Annotated in this window: 20 protein-coding genes and 1 other annotated feature; of the genes, 10 read left to right on the forward strand and 10 right to left on the reverse strand. The window is 46.5% G+C overall.

Going from position 1 to position 21,980, the window contains the following annotated elements; genetic code table 11:
- Positions 1–43: 43 nt before the first annotated feature.
- The 4 genes from CB4_RS13710 to CB4_RS13725 are packed head-to-tail and all read left to right on the forward strand — an operon-like array spanning position 44 to position 3,824.
- Positions 44–1,153 (forward strand): ABC transporter ATP-binding protein, encoded by a 1,110-nt coding sequence (locus CB4_RS13710; RefSeq protein WP_096466343.1) that lies wholly within the window; start codon positions 44–46, stop codon positions 1,151–1,153.
- Positions 1,143–1,934 carry an ABC transporter permease gene (locus CB4_RS13715; protein WP_096466344.1) on the forward strand — a complete coding sequence of 264 codons (792 nt, stop codon included), beginning with the start codon at positions 1,143–1,145 and terminating at the stop codon, positions 1,932–1,934. The genes CB4_RS13710 and CB4_RS13715 overlap by 11 nt, the downstream gene beginning before the upstream one ends.
- A 13-nt stretch (positions 1,935–1,947) precedes the next feature.
- Entirely contained in the window at positions 1,948–2,754 is an 807-nt protein-coding gene (locus CB4_RS13720) for an ABC transporter permease (RefSeq protein ID WP_096467748.1), read from the forward strand.
- Positions 2,751–3,824: an ABC transporter substrate-binding protein gene (locus CB4_RS13725; RefSeq protein ID WP_096466345.1), complete on the forward strand. Its 1,074-nt coding sequence runs from the start codon at positions 2,751–2,753 to the stop codon at positions 3,822–3,824. The genes CB4_RS13720 and CB4_RS13725 overlap by 4 nt, the downstream gene beginning before the upstream one ends.
- Positions 3,825–3,904: 80 nt before the next feature.
- Here the strand turns inward: CB4_RS13725 and CB4_RS13730 are convergent, their stop codons facing one another.
- Entirely contained in the window at positions 3,905–6,046 is a 2,142-nt protein-coding gene (locus CB4_RS13730; protein WP_096466346.1) for an ATP-dependent Clp protease ATP-binding subunit, read from the reverse strand.
- Positions 6,047–6,486: 440 nt separating this feature from the next.
- Here CB4_RS13730 and CB4_RS13735 point away from each other — a divergent pair, with 440 nt between their 5' ends.
- A complete protein-coding gene (locus CB4_RS13735) occupies positions 6,487–7,806 on the forward strand; it encodes an MFS transporter (protein ID WP_096466347.1) in 1,320 nt (439 codons plus the stop codon).
- Positions 7,807–7,860: 54 nt separating this feature from the next.
- Here CB4_RS13735 and ileS read toward each other — a convergent pair whose 3' ends face one another.
- Positions 7,861–10,962, reverse strand: coding sequence for an isoleucine--tRNA ligase (gene ileS, locus CB4_RS13740; protein ID WP_096466348.1), 3,102 nt, complete (start codon positions 10,960–10,962; stop codon positions 7,861–7,863).
- Between the two features lie 53 nt (positions 10,963–11,015).
- Positions 11,016–11,261, reverse strand: a binding site (T-box leader).
- A 199-nt stretch (positions 11,262–11,460) separates the two neighbouring features.
- Between ileS and CB4_RS13750 the strand changes: the two genes are divergently transcribed.
- A complete protein-coding gene (locus CB4_RS13750; protein ID WP_096466350.1) occupies positions 11,461–12,234 on the forward strand; it encodes an SDR family NAD(P)-dependent oxidoreductase in 774 nt (257 codons plus the stop codon).
- A 177-nt stretch (positions 12,235–12,411) separates the two neighbouring features.
- On the opposite strand, the gene CB4_RS13755 is transcribed toward CB4_RS13750, so the two are convergent.
- The 3 genes from CB4_RS13755 to CB4_RS13765 are packed head-to-tail and all read right to left on the reverse strand — an operon-like array spanning position 12,412 to position 14,663.
- The gene (locus CB4_RS13755; RefSeq protein WP_096466351.1) at positions 12,412–13,734 is read right to left on the reverse strand and encodes a sensor histidine kinase; all 1,323 of its coding nucleotides are present in this window, start codon (positions 13,732–13,734) and stop codon (positions 12,412–12,414) included.
- A 1-nt stretch (position 13,735) separates the two neighbouring features.
- Complete coding sequence (locus CB4_RS13760) at positions 13,736–14,407, reverse strand: response regulator transcription factor (protein WP_096466352.1); 672 nt, start codon at positions 14,405–14,407, stop codon at positions 13,736–13,738.
- 34 nt (positions 14,408–14,441) lie between these two features.
- Positions 14,442–14,663, reverse strand: coding sequence for a hypothetical protein (locus CB4_RS13765; RefSeq protein WP_096466353.1), 222 nt, complete (start codon positions 14,661–14,663; stop codon positions 14,442–14,444).
- A gap of 193 nt (positions 14,664–14,856) precedes the next feature.
- Between CB4_RS13765 and CB4_RS13770 the strand changes: the two genes are divergently transcribed.
- The 3 genes from CB4_RS13770 to CB4_RS13780 all read left to right on the forward strand — a co-directional run bounded on the left by CB4_RS13770 (position 14,857) and on the right by CB4_RS13780 (position 16,224).
- Positions 14,857–15,345, forward strand: a complete 489-nt coding sequence (locus CB4_RS13770) for a copper resistance CopC family protein (protein WP_096466354.1) — start codon at positions 14,857–14,859, stop codon at positions 15,343–15,345.
- Positions 15,346–15,466: 121 nt separating this feature from the next.
- On the forward strand, positions 15,467–15,862 hold the full coding sequence (gene crcB / locus CB4_RS13775) for a fluoride efflux transporter CrcB (RefSeq protein ID WP_096466355.1): 396 nt from the start codon (positions 15,467–15,469) through the stop codon (positions 15,860–15,862).
- The gene (locus tag CB4_RS13780) at positions 15,859–16,224 is read left to right on the forward strand and encodes a fluoride efflux transporter FluC (protein ID WP_096466356.1); all 366 of its coding nucleotides are present in this window, start codon (positions 15,859–15,861) and stop codon (positions 16,222–16,224) included. Before crcB ends, CB4_RS13780 begins: the two co-directional genes overlap by 4 nt.
- Positions 16,225–16,279: 55 nt before the next feature.
- On the opposite strand, the gene CB4_RS13785 is transcribed toward CB4_RS13780, so the two are convergent.
- From CB4_RS13785 to CB4_RS13800, 5 genes are all read right to left on the reverse strand, one after another.
- On the reverse strand, positions 16,280–16,627 hold the full coding sequence (locus CB4_RS13785; protein ID WP_096466357.1) for a hypothetical protein: 348 nt from the start codon (positions 16,625–16,627) through the stop codon (positions 16,280–16,282).
- Positions 16,628–16,937: 310 nt separating this feature from the next.
- Positions 16,938–17,075 (reverse strand): hypothetical protein, encoded by a 138-nt coding sequence (locus CB4_RS21055; protein ID WP_157737980.1) that lies wholly within the window; start codon positions 17,073–17,075, stop codon positions 16,938–16,940.
- Positions 17,076–17,149: 74 nt separating this feature from the next.
- Positions 17,150–18,388: a glycosyltransferase family 2 protein gene (locus tag CB4_RS13790; protein ID WP_096466358.1), complete on the reverse strand. Its 1,239-nt coding sequence runs from the start codon at positions 18,386–18,388 to the stop codon at positions 17,150–17,152.
- A gap of 23 nt (positions 18,389–18,411) precedes the next feature.
- Positions 18,412–20,286, reverse strand: coding sequence for a DUF2334 domain-containing protein (locus tag CB4_RS13795; RefSeq protein WP_096466359.1), 1,875 nt, complete (start codon positions 20,284–20,286; stop codon positions 18,412–18,414).
- Positions 20,287–20,305: 19 nt separating this feature from the next.
- Positions 20,306–21,241, reverse strand: coding sequence for a PD-(D/E)XK nuclease family protein (locus CB4_RS13800; RefSeq protein WP_096466360.1), 936 nt, complete (start codon positions 21,239–21,241; stop codon positions 20,306–20,308).
- Between the two features lie 195 nt (positions 21,242–21,436).
- On the opposite strand from CB4_RS13800, the gene CB4_RS13805 reads away from it, so the two are divergent.
- A complete protein-coding gene (locus CB4_RS13805; RefSeq protein WP_096466361.1) occupies positions 21,437–21,979 on the forward strand; it encodes a DUF309 domain-containing protein in 543 nt (180 codons plus the stop codon).
- Position 21,980 lies beyond the last annotated feature (1 nt).

Genomic DNA, 21,980 nt, shown 5'->3' on the forward strand with positions numbered 1-21,980 from the left:
TAAAAAAGGAGAATGTAAACAATTTGAATAAGGAGTCACAGCTATGAACACAACGAATACGATTATTCGCTTTGAACATGTTACGAAGCAATATGATGAAGACGCACCGGTGCTTGATAATGTCAGTTTTGAAATTGAGCGCGGGAAGTTTTACACACTCCTCGGCCCTTCCGGCTGCGGAAAAACGACGATTCTCCGACTGATTGCTGGTTTTACCGAACCATCACACGGAAACATTTATTTTAACGGCACGGTGATCAATCACGTTCCAGCCAATGAGCGCCAGGTAAATACCGTCTTTCAGGACTATGCTCTTTTCCCACATCTAAACGTCTTTGAAAATGTGGCGTTCGGTCTGCGCATTAAGAAGATGAAAGAAGCTGCGATTCAGGCGAAAGTAAAAGAAGCGCTTCGTTTCGTTAACCTGGACGGCTATGAAAAACGGGAAATTAGCGAAATGTCCGGTGGGCAGCGGCAGCGGGTTGCGATTGCCCGGGCGATTGTAAACGAACCGGAAGTTATTCTGCTTGATGAGCCACTGTCTGCACTCGACTTGAAGCTGCGCACCGAGATGCAATATGAGCTGCGCGAGTTACAGCAGCGCCTTGGCATTACGTTTATTTTTGTTACACACGATCAAGAAGAAGCCCTTGCGATGTCGGATGAGATTTTTGTGCTGAACCAAGGGAAAATCCAGCAAAGCGGTACACCAACCGATATTTATGATGAGCCGATCAACCGCTTTGTCGCTGATTTTATTGGGGAATCGAATATTGTTCCGGGTAAAATGATTGCAGATTTCCGGGTGCAATTCGGTGGGCAGCAGTTCGACTGTGTGGATCAAGGCTTCAATCAGGATGAACCGATTGAAATCGTGATTCGTCCGGAAGATTTAGAAATTACAATGCGTGAGAACGGAAAGCTTCAAGTGCGTGTCGACTCCCAGCTGTTCCGAGGTGTTCACTACGAGATTTGTTGCTACGATGAAGGCGGCAATGAATGGCTCGTCCACTCCACCCGTCAGGCCGTTGTCGGTGATACGATCGGTCTCTACTTCGATCCAGAAGCTATCCACGTTATGCGTTTCGGGGAAACAGAAGAAGAATTCGATAAACGTCTTGAATCGTACGATGAGGCTCATCATGCAAAATAGAATTCGCAACGTGTATCTCGCTCCGTATTTGCTGTGGATCGTGCTGTTTGTCATTGCTCCCCTTCTGCTTGTCCTCTACTATTCGTTTTTTGACATTGAGGGGCATTTTACGCTGGAGAATTACGAGAAGTTTTTTACACCTGTTTATTTAAAAATGACACTTAGCTCGTTCTGGTATGCGTTTCTCATTACGGCATTCTCGCTTCTGATTGCCTATCCGACCGCATATTTCCTGACGAAGACGAAGCATAAGCAGCTGTGGCTTCTGCTTATTATTTTACCGACATGGATTAACTTGCTCCTTAAGACATACGCATTTCTCGGGATTTTCGGTACATACGGAACGGCGAACGCACTTTTAGAAGTGCTTGGCATCGGCAAAAAACAAATCTTGTTTACCGATTTTAGTTTTTTATTTGTGTCGGTCTATATTTTTATTCCTTTTATGATTCTACCGATTTTTAATGCTCTGGAGAAGCTGAATCCATCGTTTGTAGACGCGGCCCGCGATCTCGGTGCATCTTCCTGGACAACGTTTCGCCGGGTGATTTTTCCACTGACGCTTGACGGTGTAAAGTCAGGCTGCCAGGCAGTATTTATTCCGGCGCTGTCGCTCTTTATGATTACTCGTCTTGTTGCGGGCAACCGGGTCATTACGCTCGGGACCGCCATCGAGCAGCACTTCCTGGTAACACAAGACTGGGGAATGGGTGCAACCATTGCAGTGTTTCTCATACTTGCCATGGTTATTATTATGATCGCAACTGGAAAGCGGAAGTGAGGGCGGGTCGATGATGAAGCTAAAACGAAATCTATCAAATTTGTATTTATGTATCGTATTTGTCATTTTGTATGCACCGATCTTTTATTTGACATATTATTCGTTTAACAGCGGCGGGTCGATGCATGAGTTTGAAAACTTTACGCTGAAATGGTACACGGAAGTATTCCACGATACACGATTGCTCATTATTGTACTGAATACACTTGTGATCGCCCTTCTCTCCGCAGCAATCTCGACGATACTTGGGGTAGCCGGAGCGTTGGCCATTCATCATGTCAGGCGGCATCAGACAAAGAACTTGCTTCTCTCTCTGAATAATGTACTTATTGTAAGCCCGGATATTATTATTGGTGCGTCGTTCCTCATTCTATTTACAATTGCGGGTATTAAGCTTGGCTTTACGTCCGTATTGCTCTCACATATTGCATTTAGCGTGCCGATTGTCGTCATTATGGTACTGCCGAAGCTACAGGATATGAGTCCAACACTGATCGATGCAGCCCGTGATCTTGGTGCAAGCCAGTGGGATGTGTTAACCAAAGTAGTACTTCCGTTCATTACACCGGGAATTTTCGCTGGATTTTTTATGGCGTTAACGTATTCACTTGATGATTTTGCGGTTACATTCTTTGTCACCGGGAATGGATTCTCGACGCTATCAGTTGAGATTTATTCCCGGGCACGCCAGGGCATCGCTCTTAACATTAACGCGCTGTCCACGCTTATTTTCCTGTTTACAATTGTACTGGTCATCGGCTATTACTTCATTACTAAGCGGAGCAACAGTCGAGCGAAGGGAGCGGGATTACGTCCATGAAGCAGCTAACACGTATGTTTATCCTTTTGTTTGCCGTTGCATTTGCCCTGATGTTTATAACATCTCGCCTCAATTCAACCCAGGGCTACACCGGGGCCAATACGCTGACGGTGTATAACTGGGGCGATTATATCGATCCAGAACTCATAACAGAATTTGAGAAAGAAACCGGGATTAAAGTCATCTATCAGACGTTTGATTCAAATGAAGCGATGATCACGAAAATCGCCCAGGGCGGTACGACGTTCGATATCGCCGTTCCGTCTGAATATACGATCAGCAAGATGAAGGAAGAAAAGCTTCTCCTTCCGATCGATCACACTAAAATTCCGAATCTGAAAAATATTAACCCGCGCTTCCTTAATTTATCGTTCGATAAGAATAATGAATACTCCGTCCCCTACTTCTGGGGAACGGTTGGGATTGTATACAATCCCAAGATGCTCGGGGGTAAAAAGATTACGAAGTGGAACGACTTATGGAGTCCGGATTTACGCAACCAGATTTTGCTTGTAGACGGTGCGCGTGAAGTGATGGGCATGGGACTAAATAGCCTGCACTACTCCTTAAATGACACGAATGAGGCACATCTTCAGGAAGCGAAGCAGAAGCTGACGACTCTGATGCCGAACGTAAAAGCGATTGTCGGAGATGAGATTAAGATGCTACTTGCGAACGAAGAAGCAGCTGTCGGTGTTGTGTGGTCCGGAGACGCACATGAAATTATGGGCCAGAATAAAAAGCTCGATTACGTTGTGCCAGAGGAAGGCTCAAACTTGTGGTTTGATAACATGGTCATTCCGAAAACGGCCAAAAACATTGACGGTGCTCATAAATTCATTAACTTCATGCTTGATCCGAAGCATGCCGCACAAAACGCTAAGTATGTTGGCTATTCGACACCAAATGAAAAAGCATTAGCCTTCTTACCAAAAGATATCGCGGGAGATGAACGATTCTATCCAGCTACGAACGTAACGGAAAAGCTCGAAGTATATGAAAACCTTGGCAAGCGGATGCTCGCCCATTATAATGAGCTGTTCCTAGAGTTTAAGATGCATACGAAATAAAGATTTGAGGGGAACCATACACTTTGTACGGTTCCCCTCTTCTGTGTTAATTGGTCGCCAACCATGCTGTATCTTCTCATTTACGATTTTTTCAAGGCTTTGCATTCATCATTTTCTAGTATAATCTCAATGTTTTTCACGCCCTCTTCTTCGATGAGGAGATCCGCGATGCGGTCTTCAATCTCCTGCTGGATGATCCGGCGCAGTGGACGAGCACCGAATGCAGGATGATAGCCGCGATCTGCTAACAGCTTCTTCACTTCTTCTGCAACCGTGACGGTAATCCCCTGCTCATGCAGCTCACTTACGCTATCTGCGAGCATCAAATCCACAATCTGCAGGAGATCCTGTTTCTCTAGTTGATTAAAGGAAACAACGGCATCAAAGCGGTTTAAGAACTCCGGTTTAAAGTACGCGGTAAGTGAGTCCGTAACATTCACGGGTTCCACAGTGCTGTCAGTATCAAATCCAACCGTAATTTTCCGCTCGGCCACCCCAGCATTGCTTGTAGCAATCACAACCGTGTCTTTAAAATTTACGGTACGACCCTGGCTATCGGTCAGACGTCCATCCTCCAGAATTTGTAGGAACAAATTTAACACGTCAGGATGCGCTTTTTCAATCTCGTCAAGCAAAATGATGCTGTACGGATTGCGGCGCACGCGTTCAGTCAATTGCCCCGCTTCTTCATGTCCGACATAGCCTGGAGGTGAGCCGATCAGTTTGGAAACGGAATGCTTCTCCATGTATTCGCTCATATCGAGGCGAATCATTGATTCTTTCGTGCCAAGTAGTTCTTCGGCAAGCACGCGGGTAAGTTCGGTTTTGCCGACGCCTGTCGGGCCGACAAACAGGAACGAAGCGATTGGCCGATTTTTCGGCTTCAATCCGGTACGGCTGCGGCGAATGGCTTTTGTCACCTGAGTAACGGCAGCTGGCTGGCCAATGACTCTTGCTTCGAGCTGTGCTCCTAAGTTTTTCATTTTAGTCTGTTCAGCACTCTGTAACTTTTTAACCGGGATGCCCGTTTTACGTTCAATAATGTCTTGAATGTCTTCTACGGTTACATCGGCACGTACTTCTTCACCTTCAAGACGATCAAGCTGTTCGAGAATACGCATTTCTTCATCGCGAAGTCTAGCGGCGCGTTCGTACTCTTCTTGAGCCGTAGCCGCCTGCTTCTCCTGTGCGATCTCGCGTAAACGTACATGCTGCGCTTCTGTATCGTGTCCGGCTGTGCGCAAGTTCACTTTGGAGCCAGCTTCATCAAGCAGGTCAATCGCTTTATCCGGCAAGAAGCGGTCCTGAATGTAGCGATGCGATAGTTCCACACAAGCGCGAATAACATCATCCGAATAGGTCACTTCATGATACGCTTCGTATTTCGGACGAAGACCTTGCAGGATCTCGATGGCTTCCTTGGCAGTCGGCTCTTTAACTATGACCGGCTGGAAGCGGCGTTCTAAAGCTGCATCCTTTTCAATCTGGCGGTATTCTTTTAGTGTCGTTGCTCCGATCACTTGCAGTTTGCCCCGAGCAAGCGCCGGTTTCAGAATGTTGCCCGCATCCATTGAACCTTCTGCTGAACCGGCACCGACAAGCAAATGAATTTCATCGATAAACAAAATGACGTTTTGACGCGCCTGTAATTCTGCAATAATCTGCTTCATTTTTTCTTCAAATTGGCCCCGGATGCCCGTGCCTGCAACAAGCGAAGCGACATCGAGCGTATACACGATTTTATTACGAAGTTTGGTCGGAACGTGTCCTTCGACAATTTTGATGGCCAGACCTTCAGCGATAGCGGTTTTCCCGACCCCTGGTTCGCCAAGTAACACTGGATTGTTTTTCGTACGGCGGTTTAGGATTTCAATAATGCGGTCAATCTCATTGTCTCGGCCAATCACCGGATCAATCAGTCCCGCTTTTGCCGCTTCGCTCAGGTTGCGACCTGTGCTATCGAGAATGCCTCCCTGTTGCGGTACGGTCGCCGATGACTGTTCGGCTGACATCCCTTCCTCAGCAGATGGCATCGGGAATTCTTTTAAAAATGCATCCAGTCTAGAGAAATGCGGGAACGATCCCGCTCCTGCTGGCATGCCCATTTTATTTACAAGTGTTGTATAGCAATCACGGCAGAGATGCACTTTTTGCGTGTGATTTTGACGTTGAATGCTAACAAATACGTGCGCCTGTTTTTGGTTGCAATTTTGACAAAGCATATGTCTGCCTCCTTCAAAGTATGTGTTTTATTTGACTTTGACTTTCTTTGACTTTATGGTTTGATTATACACTGACCTTTCCTGACTTTCAAGGGGAGCTACAGAAATAATTCGAAATTGAAAAACGGAGCTGCCCCATCGTCATGATACGACGTGTGAGACAGCTCCGCTACAACGTTTAGAAGCGTTTTACAATTTGGAATATAATTGTTGTGACAACAAGAGCTCCAACGGTGATAATCACAAATTCCATAAGTGTCCCTTCTTCCTGGTAATACTCTGTTCCGCTCTTAGTTTACCACATAAAATATTTTGACTGTTAGATTTGAGTTTGTCAGTATCGGTAAAGCTTTTAAGCATATGGTTTCCTTGCAATCTATCATATATTGTCATAATATTTTATATATTGATAAGAAAATTAGGTTAGGGGGTAGGCACTTTTGAATCCGTTCCGAAAGCTGTCTGTTCATTATGGCTGGCTTGTGCTTATTATGATGACGCTTACAATTCTGGCAAGCATGGGACTTGGTCGCTTTTCTTTTGGTATTATGATTCCATTTATCCGCAGCGATATGCAGCTTTCCTACACTTCGGTTGGCTATTTAACAACTGCACTTTTCTCGGGCTATCTTGTCGGCTCTTTGCAGGCTGGATCGTTTATTCGCCGGTATCAGCATCGTCGGACGATTATATGCGGATTGTTCGTATTTTCCTCCGTGCTATTTATTTTTTCACACATGTCCAGCTTAGTCTGGATGTTTGTGCTCGTGTTCACATTGGGCGTCTTGATTGGCATCCTGAATATTTCAGCACTCGGTCTTTTATTTAACTGGTTTGCAGACGGCAAAAAAGGGATGGCGCTTGGCATTGCCAATGCCGGCGGCGGAGGCGGCATGGTATTTAGCGGGATGTTTGTGCCGTATATGGTAAGTTACTACCAGGCAGATAGTGGTTGGCGGGAAGCGACACTGTTATTTTTCGGATTTTCGGCTACAATCTGGCTGTTCTGTATCTTATTTTTGCGGAATAATCCTGCTGAGCTCGCGCTTGATAAAATCGGGGCGAATCATGGGGTACATACAGAACCACACAAGCAGGAACGTGACCGCGAAAATAATGAATCTGGATTTCGATCTTTGCTTGGTAATCCTGTATTCATGGGGCTTGGAATTAGCTATTTTTTGTGGGGCTTTAGTTATCTGATCTTTACAACATTCCTTGTCGATTATTTAATGGAAGGGCTTGATTATTCGAAGACACAGGCAGGCGGACTGTTCTCCCTTGCTGGAATCACCAGTATCGCAAGCGGATTCATCTGTGGTTCGTTATCAGATCGGTTTGGACGAGTGCGGGTTTTGACCTGGGTATATAGTATACAAAGTGTGCTACTCCTACTTCTCCTTCTCCCTCATCCAATTACGATAACAGGGTCAGTATTTTTGTATGCGCTTACGTTATGGGGCGTTCCCACCTTAATGATGGCAAGTGCAGGTGACTTCTTGCCACCGCGAGCTGTACCGACTGGGATGGGATTTCTGACCTTGTTTTTCAGTATCGGTCAGGCTCTCTCCCCGCTTTGTACCGGCTGGGTGGTGTCTGCCACTCATTCATATACGATTTCATTTTTGATCTCGGCTGCCTGCTGTGCAGTCGGTGCTGTATTGCTGATGGGAGTGGCGCGAAAACAGGCTCTCGCAGCTAAAAATGAGCCGCTGTCTACATTTGTCCCGGAAGGATACGAAGAAAAAGCAGGAGTCTGATTGTTTGTCAGCTCCTGCTTTTTTCTTCATTTCTTCGTATAAAATCATGTTAGATCATGGATGATTTACGATTCGAACGGTAACAAGCTTGCTTCCTACCTTTAGTTGCTCCCCTGTCGCTAACTCATCACATACTTGCAAGGAATTCATAAGTAGATTTTCTTGCAACAGGCTTTCATAGCGTACTACGATCTGCTTCATTTCCTCATCCATACTCATCTCAAGATCAATTCGTAAGTTAACCGGTAAATTTAATTTCTTTCGATACTCCTGAATCGCACGAAGTAATTCACGAGCTACTCCTTCCTGGATTAACTCCTCTGTTAACGTTGTATCCAGGATAACAGTATACGGTCCGTTTGATGCGATGGCAAATCCTTCATTGGGCACCTTTTCAATCTGTACGTCTTCTGCTGTGATAAGTAGTGATGTATCATCGGACATTCGCCACTGTACGTTGCCTTTTTCCACAAGCTCTTTCGCTTCTGTATTCGTTACACTTTGTAACCACTGATGTACCTGATTGGTCTTGTTCCCAAACTTCGGGCCGGCTTTTTTGAAATCCAATTTTAGCTTATACGACACGAAGTTCTCGTCGTTTTGTGTAACATGGAATGCTTTTACGTTTAATTCTTCTTTAATAATAGTGCGATAGGCGTTCCATTGAATATCCTGATGGTTAGGTACGAGTAGCGACAAACTGGCTAACGGTTGCTTTACTTTTAAGGAAGCGGTGTTTCGGATACTGCGCCCTACTTCTACAACCTGCAATACCGCATTCATCTCTTCTTCAAGCTTCTTATTGATTTTTGTTTCATTATAGTCTGGATAGTCAGTTAGATGAACACTTCCGCCTTCAAGATTGGAATATATATCTTCGGCCACAAAAGGCGTAAGGGGTGCTAACAACTGGCTTGTTTTCACGATTACTTCGTGTAACGTTGCATACGCAGCCGCTTTCTCCTCACTCATCCCTTGCGACCAGAAACGATCCCGTGAGCGACGAACATACCAGTTACTCAGCTCCTCCACGAATGTCGCGATTTCACGTGCCGCATTCGTGAATTGATAATCGTCCAGGCTTTGTCTGACTCGTTTGATCGTGCTGTGTAAACGGGACAAAATCCACTCATCCAGCTTTGTCTGCTTTCCTTTATATTCCTGGTTTGGTTGATACCCATCCAAATTCGCATATAACACATAAAATCCGTATACGTTTACGAATGTATCAATGACTTTAGACTTTGCTTCCTGCACAACACGCTCAGAAAAGCGCTTTGGATTCCACGGTGCGCTATCTGCCAGAAGCGCCCATCGTAAGGCGTCCGCGCCAAACTTCTGGATTAAGTCAACGGGATCTAGTGCATTTCCTTTACTCTTGGACATTTTCTGGCCGTTCTCATCTAAAATATGACCAAGCGATAGCACGCGCTTATACGGAGCTTTTCCGGTAAAGAGCGTGGATACAGCCAGCAGACTATAAAACCAGCCGCGTGTCTGGTCAATTCCTTCGATCACAACATCAGCCGGAAATTGTTTTTCGAATTGCGTTTTGTTCGCAAATGGATAATGATACTGCGCAAACGGCATCGATCCGCTATCAAACCACACGTCAATCACTTCCGGGGTACGCGTCATCGCAGCACCGCACTTCGTACAGCACAGTTTGACTTCATCGACGTATGGCTTGTGCAATTCAATGGACTCCGGGACCAGATGAGTCGCATGCTCTTTTAACTCCTGTATGCTTTTCGGGGCGTATTGATGATCACACGCCTGGCACTGCCACACATTAAGCGGTGTTCCCCAGTATCTATTTCGACTAATGTTCCAGTCGACCATGTTTTCCAGGAAGTTTCCGAATCGTCCATGCTTAATATGATCGGGATACCATGTTACGCCTTCGTTATTTTGGATGAATTGCTCTTTTACAGCGGTTGTTTGAATGAACCAGCTTTCATTTGCATAGTACAGCAATGGCGCATCACAGCGCCAGCAATGTGGGTAGCTATGCTCGTGTTTTTCTTTATGATATAGCAAACCTTTATCCGCTAAATAACGAATGATATCGACATCACAGTCTTTTACAAATCGGCCCTGAAATACAGGAACCTCACTCGTATACTGCCCCTTTCCATCCACTACATTTACGAAAGAAAAGCCATTCTCGCGGATCACTTTGTAGTCATCTTCTCCGTATGCCGGCGCAATATGCACGATGCCTGTGCCGCTTTGCTCCGTCACATAATCAGCGGTTACCACTTGGTGCCCTTTTTCCACATTTACAAAGTCAAATGGGGATACATAAGAAAGACCTGCTAGTTCTTTTCCTTTGTGCTCGGATAATACCGTATATTCCTGCTGTAGAACGTGTTCAGTTCGTGCTTTCGCAACAATGTAAATGCAGTCTCCTTCTTTGACTCGTACGTATTCCATATCCGGATGAACCGCTAACGCTACGTTTGCCGGAAGCGTCCATGGTGTTGTCGTCCAGCCTAAGAAATACTCATTCTCGCGATCTTTCACTTTAAATTTAGCAGTAGCTGTTAAGTCTTTTACATTTTTATATCCTTGCGCTACTTCATGAGAGCTAAGGGAAGTCTGGCAGCTCGGGCAATACGGTGATACACGGTGCCCTTTATATAGTAAGCCCCGCTCATGCAAGGTTCCAAGGATGTTCCATACACTTTCGATATAGGAATTATCCAACGTAATATATGGGCTATCCATATCTACCCAATACCCGATTTGCTCGGTGAAGTCACGCCATTGCTTCTCATACGTAAATACGCTCTCCTTGCATTTCGCAATAAACGCCTCGACTCCATACTTCTCAATCTCATGTTTACCCGAGATACCCAGTTGTTTTTCTACACCAAGCTCAACAGGTAATCCATGCGTATCCCATCCGGCTTTGCGGATGACTTGATGACCTGTCATCGTTTTATATCGTGCTACTACGTCTTTAATGGTACGCCCTAGTGCATGCCCGACATGAGGAAGTCCGTTTGCCGTTGGCGGCCCTTCATAAAATACAAAAGATGGGTTTCCTTCTCGATTTTGAATCGATTGTTGAAAAGTATTTTGTTCCTTCCATCGCTCATGAATCCGCTGTTCTCGTCGTACAGCCAATTCTTTTACATTAACTTCTTCCATGTGATACCACTCCTTATATGGATTCCAAAGCACACAAAAAACCCGCCCCTATGACTAGGGACGGGTTCACCCGCGGTACCACCCTGGCTTCTATCGATGACAAACCGTTCATCAATAGCACTCAGCAACGTACAATCATACGCGTTCTTTTTAACGGCAGAAACCCGTTCAAGCTTACTCGTATTCAGCTTGACTTCTCGGAGAGGATATTCGGCTGTGAACTGAACACCGGCTTTCAGCAACGACCGGCTCTCTGGGGAACAGACTCACAACGTACTTGTTCTCGTCATCGAATTTGTGTGCTTTTGTTATAGGACATTGTATTCGGTATAGAACCACTTGTCAAATCCCAAATAAAAAAACAATCACAAAATTGATCCAACTATAATTCACAAGTATAATCATTATGTATAAATAAGTTAATAATCATAAAAAATCCTGAAAATACCTTTCTAATTTGGTCATATCACGTGTTGAATCAAAAATGGAGGCTTACCTATGGACTTAAAGTTATCTGGAAAAAAAGCACTTATTACAGGAGGAAGCCGTGGGATTGGTAAAGCTATTGCCCGTCAGCTAGCTCTGGAAGGTGTAGATTGTACGATTTGTTCTAGAAACGAATCCTCGCTAAAGATCGCTGCAGAGGAATTAGCCCAAGAAACAAAAAGAAATATCTATCCGATCGTGGCAGATACTTCGAATCCTGACTCTATCCTAAACTTAGTTGAAAAATCAGCAGCAGCGATGGGTAGTATTGATATTCTGATCAACAATGGAGCCCGTGTTGGTGGTGGAGAGCCCGAAGATTTTAACCACATTAAAGATGAGCTTATTTTGAAAGATTTTGAAGAAAAATATATGGGCTATTTTCGTTGTATGCGAGCGGTTGCTCCTTATATGATAAAAAATAATTGGGGGCGGATCATTAATATAAGTGGTCTGGCTGCTAGGATAGGCGGCAATTATTTTAGTTCCGGTCCGCGTAATGCATCTATTGTCCATTTAACAAAATCCGCATCATTAGAATTAGGGAAGCATGGAATTAACGTGAATGCTATTTATCCAGGGATTGCCGACACGGAAACGATTAGAGAGCGATTCCCTAATGAGGAGGCTTTACGCAAGGTAGCAGAACTAAATCCGCTCGGTCGCCTGATTACAGCGGAGGAAATTGCTTATGTCGTTACCTTCCTAGCTTCACCTTTGTCAGCATCGATTACTGGCGATGTCATTTCAGTAACCGGTGGTATAGGGAATACCGTTTATTATTAAAAACCTAGGACAAGTTAAATACGAAAGCTATACTAGAGTTGGACAATAGCCGCAATTGGATTAGTCCCTATTCTTTCAGTCGAAGCAGAGTCCCAAACTCTCCAGGACCCATCTTAACGTAACAAGGAGCTGTCTCATCATTCGTACTGTGACGAATAGAGACAGCTTCTATTATGATTACAATTCGTTTCGTTTTGCTTTATCTATAGTTGTCGGCAAAAGCACGGTAAACGTACTCCCGACTCCCACCGTACTTTGCAAGTGAATGGTCCCCCCATGTGCCTGTACAATCCACTCCGCAATCGCAAGTCCGAGTCCGGTGCCGCCCATCTGCCGCGAGCGCCCTTTATCTATCCGGTAAAAGCGGCCAAAAATGCGGGCTTGCTGCTCAGGGGGAATGCCAATGCCGGTATCCTGTACCGCAAGCCGAATATGCTCTTCTTTCCCTTTCCGTTCCATACCGATTTCCAGCGTAATGCATCCGCCATCCGGTGTGTATTTGCCCGCATTCTCAAGTAGAATGTAGAGCAACTGCTTAATGCGCTCTGCATCCGCATATACAGGCAATGTTTCCGGGACATGCAGCGTAAAAGATTGATTACGCTGGGCCAGCACAGGCTGGAACGTACGAGCAAGCTGATGTGATAGGTCAACCAGGTCAAAAGACTGCCGATTTACTTCCAGCACGCCCGAGTCGGCCCGGGCGAGTGTAAGCAGATCACCGACAAGGCTGGTCATCATCTGCACCTCATCTTTCGCATCATGCAAAATCTGCCGGGAAAACTCAGACAGACGCTCCTCTTCCTCCGACTCGACTACTTCAATTGAGGAATGAAGCACACTGAGCGGTGTACGCAACTCATGAGATGCATCGGCAACAAATTCACGCTGCCGGGCAAATGAGCGCATAATGGGACGCATGGCCCGGTTTGCCATATAGTAAGCAAGCACCGATGATAAGACAAGAAAAACGACAGCTGCCGCGACCTGAATCACCATAATACGTTCAAGTGCGTCATGCTGCTGTGTAATATCAATGCCCGCATAAATCGTCTGGATATTCGACTTTTTCTCATCAAACATCTGTCCGGCAAGCATCAGACGCACAGGTTTGTGATTTTGGATATAAAATATTTCCGTTCGAGTTTCCCCGGGGCGTGGGTTCCATCCTTTTACGCGTTCGAGAATGGCCGCACGCAGCTCCGGAAATGACTCATGCCCATCTATTACTTGTCCGTTCCGGCCCACAATGTAATAAAAGGCTTCATCATGCTGATTGTGCTCGGTGTCCTTTTCAGCTTGCTCATGTAGTGGTGGACGTTTGATATCACCCCGATGGTCTTCCCATTCATGTGCGATTACACTCTGCACCATCGTTTTACTGTCTTGATACACGGCTAACGACAGCAAAAAATAGCTAGTGACGATAAACAAAAGTAAAAATAGCATCATACATATACTGAACAGCAGCGTCAGACGGTTGCGGATTTTCGTAAACATGTTATACCTCAAGCCGATAGCCAATGCCGCGTACGTTCTGAATCAACATGTGACTACCGGATGTGTCAATTTTTTTGCGGAGCAGGCGGACAAATGCATCGAGCGTATTACTGCTAATGTCTGCGTCATACCCCCATATACGCTCAAGAATCACTTCGCGCGGTACAACCTGTCCCCGGTTACGCAGCAAAAGCTCCAGCAACTGAAACTCACGCGGCGTAAGCTGAATAACGGTATCATTTTGTCTTAACGTATGCTCCGTGCAGTGAAGAACGAAATCGCCTGCCTCGATTGTGTCAGATACCAGCGGTGTGCGCGTGCGCCGGGCCAGCGCCCGAACTCGGGCGAGAAGTTCCGCAAATTCAAACGGCTTTACCAGATAGTCGTCCGCTCCGGCATCAAGCCCGCACACCCGGTCATCGAGTGCATCCCGTGCAGTTAACAGTAAAATCCCGCCCGCATAGCCGGCTTCCCGCAAGCGGCGGCAGATGCTGACGCCATCCTCGCCCGGCATCATCCAGTCAAGAATAACCGCATCATACGCAGAAGCCTGAACACTTTCTACGACATCGTGGCCGGACTCGAACCAGTCGACGGTGTGTGCTTCTTTTTTAAGCATATGCGTGATCAGTTTGCCCAGCTTCTGATCGTCCTCTGCAACAAGTACGTACATCTCTTACCCTTCTTTCGTTCCATGCGGTTTCTTCCTATTGTCTATCACGGGGCGGGAAAAAGAAAGGGGACGTATCGAAACCATCAGGCGAATGATGAAAAGTGCAATCGCGGTAATATGAAGCAAGCTCCAGATTTTCCGGTTGACGTACTTCCGCCAATCTGAGCTGGCCATGATGAGCAGTCAGCCCGGCCCCCCGTACCGTATGCCAGACAGAGAAAAAGGACTGAATCGAATCTAGTAGAGTTGCCATCATTTCATCTCCCCCCATTCGTCAATGTATGCTTTGCCATACCTTTATTCTTCCTTTCAGATTTGTTTTTCTCTGAGACCTATCGTAACGTGTTTTCCTGAAAACAAAATGAAAAAGGCAGAAACTATCTCTATACCTCCCATCGTGATACAATATAGAAATGACTACATAGGATAACGTACAAAGGAGATTGTATATGCGGTACTTCACAGTTCTACTCATGACCATTTTCCTGTTAGCCAGACCGCTCCCTGCTTTTGCGCTTACCGAGCTGCAAACATCAGAACCTGCTAATGGCAGTATGGTTCAGCAGGACCGACAGGACATTCGGCTGACATTTACATCGGAGATTAAAGAAGGTAGTTATTTCCGAATTCAGGATGATACCGGCAATCGAATTAACGTGCAGGATCTGAAAGTGAATGGCAAAGAAATGACCGGACGCACAGCTGCTCCGCTGCCAAATGGCATTATTGTCATAACGTGGGCAATTATAGATAAAAACGACAATCATAATCAGGGTGGAATTACGTTTCACGTGAAGACAAGCCACTCTTCTACGCCGAATGCATTCCAGCCCCAGCAAAAAATCAGCGCAGTTACCTTCCTTCCACTTGTGCTAGGCGGAATCGGCATCCTCGTACTAGCGGGCGTAATCTGGCTGTTAAAAAAACGAACCACTTAAATGTAAAAACCGCCGCATTCCTCCTGTGCATAACGAAGGAATGCGGCGGTTTTTCGTATATATGTTACTGACGACAGAGCAGGCCAGATGATACAATGAAACAACGTGAGGAGGAGTAAGGATGCTATACATATGGGTAGGAATCGCCGGAGTAGCAGGAGCTCTCTTACGCTATCTGCTTGGAATGTGGATACAGGGTGTCGGCACTGGTTTTCCATTTCCGACTCTTCTCATTAATCTTACAGGTTCGTTTCTGCTTGCCTTCTTTTATACATGGACAGCTCAGCGCTTCCCTGTACATCCATACGTGCGAACTGCCATAGGAACAGGATTTGTCGGATCGTTTACAACGTTTTCGACATTTAGCTATGAAACGCTGCATCTGATACAACACGGACAGATCGCTTCTGCGGCGGGCTATGTGATCATCAGTCTACTCGGTGGCTACGTGGCAGCTGTGTTGGGCATCCGACTTGCGGCACGTCCACAAGAAACCAAGCAGGAAAGGCAGGGATGAGCATGGAGATCGTCTGGGTAGCAACAGGTGGGGGCCTCGGGGCAATCAGCCGCTTTGCGGTTACCTCCTTTATAAGCCGGGTCGTTTCCTCTCCGATGCCGTATGGAACATTAGTAGTAAATTTGCTTGGCTCGTTTTTACTTGGGCTTTTGTATGGCATAGAAGCAAGCCTACCGCAGCTTCTGTTTGCGGGTGTCGGGTTTCTTGGGTCGTTTACGACGTTTTCTACGTTTCAGTTTGATATCATAGGACTCCGTGGCACACAGCAAAACGGGGTTGCATTCCGTTACATAACCCTTAGCCTTCTAGGTGGCATTATACTGGTCGCGCTTGGATTCGAACTTGGCCGCCTGTTTAACTGAAATAGAAAAAAGCTCCTCGTGCAGTTCAAAGCAACGAGGAGCTTTTTTCTGTATCTTACGATCGTACATAATACATAATGACTGTAAAGAGTGGCATCAGAACCGTCACAATAAGCGCCGGGCAAGATAGACTGAGGCCGAGTGACGCGAGCTTCTTATTCTGTACTGTATAACGAGACAGAAGCCCAAGTATGAAGCCGAACAGCGCGAGCAGGACAGATAACATCAGCCACAACATCGCCATCTGAGCCGCAACGAGCCCACTTCCTTCTGCACGAATAATCATACTGGAGAAAAATAAAAGCAAAAGAACAAGGCTAATCGTGCCGCATATGAAGGAAATCAATGCTTGCGTCGGCTTGTTGACTGGCTGCTCCTGTGTATCGCCATGTGTTTGTGTCATACGAACAACCCTTTCCGTATTGTGCATACCCGTAAGGATATATGCTTACGTATAACTGTAGACGAAAACAGGGCAAGATTCAAGACAACAGCTACAATCACCTGCGGCAAATGTGAAGGAATTCTGACATTTACGTGATGCGAACAAAATAGAATCAGGCGCTAAAAGCGGCGGTTGTCCACAGATGTTTGTCCATACGTATTCAGCTGTGCTCTCATATGATGAGAGTATACCAAAACATAGGAGGTGCTAAAATATGTGCAACCGTGGATTCGATCCGTTCTTCAACAATATCGATTTTAGATTCCCATCATTTGACCCCTGCGATGGCTTTTTTGATGGCTGCCGTCGTGATTGTGACTGTGACTGCGACTGTCGCCGTGTAGTAATTCGCCGTCGTCGTCGCCGTGTCATCCATCGTCATATCCATCGTCATATCCATCGTCACGTCACCCGCCGCCGTCGTGTATTCTAGTTAAACAAAAACAGCCGACTTAGCTAGACGAGTCGGCTGTTTTTTCTTTATGATACGTCTTCAATACGCATAGAGCGTGTATGGGAGGTATGGCTCCATTCTGTATTGTTACTTGTAAAGAAAGCGACCACAGTTACGGGAATCCACGTAAGCAAAAACACCGGATACGCTAATAACCCAAGATACGCTTTAAGCGGCGTGCGCTCGATTATCATCGCAAGCGGCGTTTGTGCGTACAGGGCAATGTTAATGGCCCACCAGAACCAGTTCGGCAGTGTTTTCGTCAGCCCAAGCTGGTCATACAGCGGAGTCGCTACCTGCAAATACAGCATAAGCGTTGTCATCGCGACAATTAAAAGACGCATTGGCTGGAACAAATAAAGGGCCGCGTCGAACTGGGAAAGATTACGGGTACGGACGGATTTGAACAAAAGCGGCCAGAAATAATGACGGGCGCAATAAAAATGCCCCTGCATCCAGCGCAAGCGCTGTTTCATCGAACTGGCGAGCGTCAGCGGTTTTTCATCGTATACAATTGCATTGTGCGCCCAGGACGGATAAATCTCCCGCTCTACACAGCGGGCAGTGAATTCGACATCTTCCGTAAGCGATGTAGCGTTCCAGCCCATTTCTTTGAGCAGGTCGGTGTCTACACAGATACCCGTTCCGCCGAGTGAATTGGCCATTTTGAGATTATAGCGGGCAAGCTGCCACATCCGGTTCATGAACCAGTAGGTCACCGCATACGAAATCGTCACCCAAGAATCATATGGATTTTTTGTATCCAGATACGCCTGTACGACTTTCGAACCACCGACAAGTTTTTCATTCATTTCACGCAGGAAATTGCGACTGACAAGATTATCCGCATCAAAAATAACGACTGCATCATACTGGCGCTTGCGCTTCCATAGTTGCTCAAACATCCATTCCAGGGCATGGCCCTTGCCTCGCTTCTCACTATTAAATCTTTCCATCGCATACAAATCGTGCGCTCGTACGATATCTGCGGTACGATCCGTACAATTATCACAAATGACAAAAATATCGAACATCTCTTTTGGATAATCAAGCCGTTTTAAGTTTTCGAGAAGCGGCGCAATCACCAGCTCTTCATTATGCGCCGCTACAATTACAGCAAACGACTTCTCCGGTGCGTGCACACACCGTTCATGCTTACGAAAAAAGCCTGCAAGTCCGATCGTAATTTGATAGGTACTAATTGCCCCAGTAATTACTTGCAGTATGATAAATAGATCATCTAGCAAAATTGCCAACATCGTCATAAACGAGCATCCCCCTAATCCTTTTACCGCTTGTTTGGTTCAAAAGAAAGACTGATGTCTACACCCTGATGTTTTGTCTCCCAGACGCCGATATCGGCACGGCCATTGCCGTCAAAATCCGCACACAGCGCCATTCTTCCCCCGCGTGCCCATGGCCCGTATGTCGGAAGAAATTTCATAAACGAAGAACCTGTACTCTGCCATACATCCCAGAGGCCGCTTGCGGGGTCATATGCGATCAGATCACATTTCCCATCTCCGTTCGTATCTCCAGCCAGCCATTGCATATTCTTCCACTGATCACGAGAGTTTAGAACGATAGCATTTGTTTTGCCATCTCTCCTATCTCGAAAAATATGCACCATATGAGAAGATGATGATACTTCTATCCATTCATCGGCTCCATCCCCGTCAACATCTCCGGTCAAAAGGACAGCACCTGCTGCTAAACGGCCAGTACGCGCGACCGTAAATCGCCCGTCCTCATTACGCATAAGCTTCCAGCCTGTATCATTCTGCCAAAGTACGTCCTCATCGCCATCCCCATCAAAGTCGCCCACCTGCAAAGCTGATCCACCCGGCGGAAGTTGACCATACGCACGCGCCTTAGCAAAAGAAGTTCCGGTCGATTCAAAAACAGCTACACGACCAGATTTGCGATCATACGAAAGCAAATCTTTTCGCCCATCTCCGTTTATATCCGCCAGTGTAAGAATGTCATCCGGTCCAAATGTGTGCGTCAGAAAACGGCGCCCCTCCGGCTGACTTCGATTACGCGGCCAGCGGAAGTCTCCCATCTGTACATAAATCGCTGATCCATCGTCTATGACAAGCGAAGCGGACCCGCTCCCCGTGACATCTCCAGTCATCAGGTGTACAGACGCATCCGACAGCGACAGGCGGTGCGCTGGCGTGAATGGCACAACCTCATGAAGCGACATCCAGGTAAACCCGCTTTTTCGCACACCAGCTACAAGTTGCTGCAGGTCGGATGTTTCCCCGATGCGGTATCGGTACAATGGCAGACCATCCTGCATCACCTGTGTGCCATCTGGACGATGAATCGGCTCCATATGTTCGAATTCAAGATATGGATGATAAAACACAGACGCAAGTCCTTTATACGTCTGAAGTTTTCTGACGATAGCCGCAGACGAATGACCGTCATGCACATACGAGAGAGGAGCAGGTACATACACAGAACCGGACGTTACCTTGCGATATGTATTATTTGTTTCATACACATTCATGTCCCGTAACGAGACGAGCGAACGAAAGTCAGGCTGGTATAAAATCCCCATGTACGAGCGAAACACCTCTTCCTGCGCGCGCGTATCTGTGTAATGAGGAGATTCCCAGAATGCCGGTACAAGTCCGACACGATCAAATGCCCGCAAACTTTTTTCGATTCGTTCCGCGGCATACGATGTTGTTTTTGTATCCGGTACACCCGCTACGTTAAACTCAAAACCAACGCCTGTATTCTGTGTTCCATCTTGGAGTGGTTTGTCGCCGTATTGATGCGTATAGCCGTGCATGCCAAGCACCGCACCCTTCCCCTGCGCATCCCGAAGCAGGCGTGCTAACTGGCGAACATTCTCCGCTGGCTTCTCATCGTCAAACCCGCGATCATAACGCGAACCGTCCCTTCCAATGAATATCGCTCGTGGAATGACCGCTACGGAAAATGGGACGTGCTGTTCCTGCAAATACGTAAATACTGCGCGCAGGCGTCCCAGCTCATCGGGTGATCGATACGGACTTCCAGGCGCGATATCCTCTAGCCTAAGCAATGCAGCTCCTTTATTGTAGTTTGGCAGTTCATTCGTCCGCCCGATTGTTGGGAACGGGCTTGCTAGGACTGCGATAAGCAGCAGAATAAGCCCCCATCTTTTCATACACTCCCCCAGTTTTGGACTACCCAAGCTTTGCAGCCGGACAGATTTGGCGATAGTTGCACATGACACATGTAGACGGCTCTCCTATACCATGGAAGGAATCTTCCGGGAGTGGGCGATTGTAGTAGTCATCTGCACTATACTGCTTCATACTTTCTGTACTGACACGAATCTTGTGTGCGATTACATCGAGTTCTTCTCCTATCGGCACCGTTCGGTCGCATATTCCATCAAGCAAATATTCGGTTCGTACTTCGATCTGCTCGAGCGGAACCCCATAGCATTCATGCACATATAGGGCATACAATGAAAGCTGCTCCCGATTTCTTTCACTGATCCGGCCCGTTTTCCAGTCCGCGATTACCCAGATGTCATCCGGGCGGCGATACAAGGCGTCCAGCTTGACGTATACTTTCGTATCATGAATCGTAATATGGTTGAGCTGCTCTACTTCTACAACCGTGCACGTATGATCCCTCGCAAGCTCCTGCCATGTGTCACTTACCAGTAAGCTGCGCGCGCATACTGGCATTCGGGCAGCGACTGTCTCCACACGAGCGGGAGAAAGCTCTCCCTCATAGTACATCTCATGCAGCATCGTATACTGCTTCGGATACGCCCACCAATCATCTTGTTTTTTTGATTCCAGGTACGCATTGTTTAGCGACTGACGCAGAAAACGGGTTACGGCTGCTTCATCTGGATACGCTTGTTGCGTCTCTCGCAAATCAAGGAGCTTCTGGGCAGCTGTATGGACTGCATCTCCCAGTAGTATGTACAAATTTTTCAGCTGTTTAAGCCGGTAAGCGGTTCGGGCAGTATCAGATGCTGTCATCAGCCACCCGCCATGCGCTCCGTAATAATGATAGTAGTACTGACGCTTGCACGTATGAAACATATGATCGCGCGACAGCGACCATGACCATTCTGGATAAGGTGAAGTCTGGTATGCCATGTACTCTCTCCTTTCTGCTGGAGCATCCGGTTTCTTGTACAGAGCCAAAAAGCCGGTATAATAATCATATAGAATATAGGATCGGGCATACACGGATGAATCTCACTAGTATGTATTTGTCAGTGATCCCCATATTTCCTCTATTTTTGCATAATCTATTGTACTTGATTTTCTAGAATATACGAGGATACATGTATGACACCAAAAGCTTTGTTAGACTATCTTGTTTATTTTCATGCAGAACGTGATTATTTTGAATGTCATGAGGTATTGGAAGAATACTGGAAGAGCCTTTCATCCGAGCAAAATCGCGATGTATGGGTCGGGCTTATTCAAATTGCGGTCGGACTGTATCATCAACGGCGCGGTAATATTACAGGCGCAAAAAAAATACTCGCTGCGTCTCTTACTCGGCTTACGCCCGCTGAACTAGACTGGCTTGGTTTTGCGGGAGATCTACTTCGTGATGCGATCATCGAGCGGTTACATGACATAGAAGCAGGGCTTCCGTATGCGGATTTGAATCTTCCGCTGCGCCCGAAGTTGGCCGCACAATGTGAAATGCAGTGCGCGATGGAAGGCCGTCATTGGCTGTCTCCTACTAATTTTGCCGATCCATTTCTCATCCATAAACACAAGCTGCGCGATCGTAGTGCTGTCATCGCAGAACGGGAACGCCGCCTTTCAGAACGCACCCCAAACAATCAGTCCCGCATAGATAAACCCTCCCACATGTAAG

The sequence above is a fragment of the Aneurinibacillus soli genome, from assembly GCF_002355375.1.
In the GTDB taxonomy this organism is placed as follows: domain Bacteria; phylum Bacillota; class Bacilli; order Aneurinibacillales; family Aneurinibacillaceae; genus Aneurinibacillus; species Aneurinibacillus soli.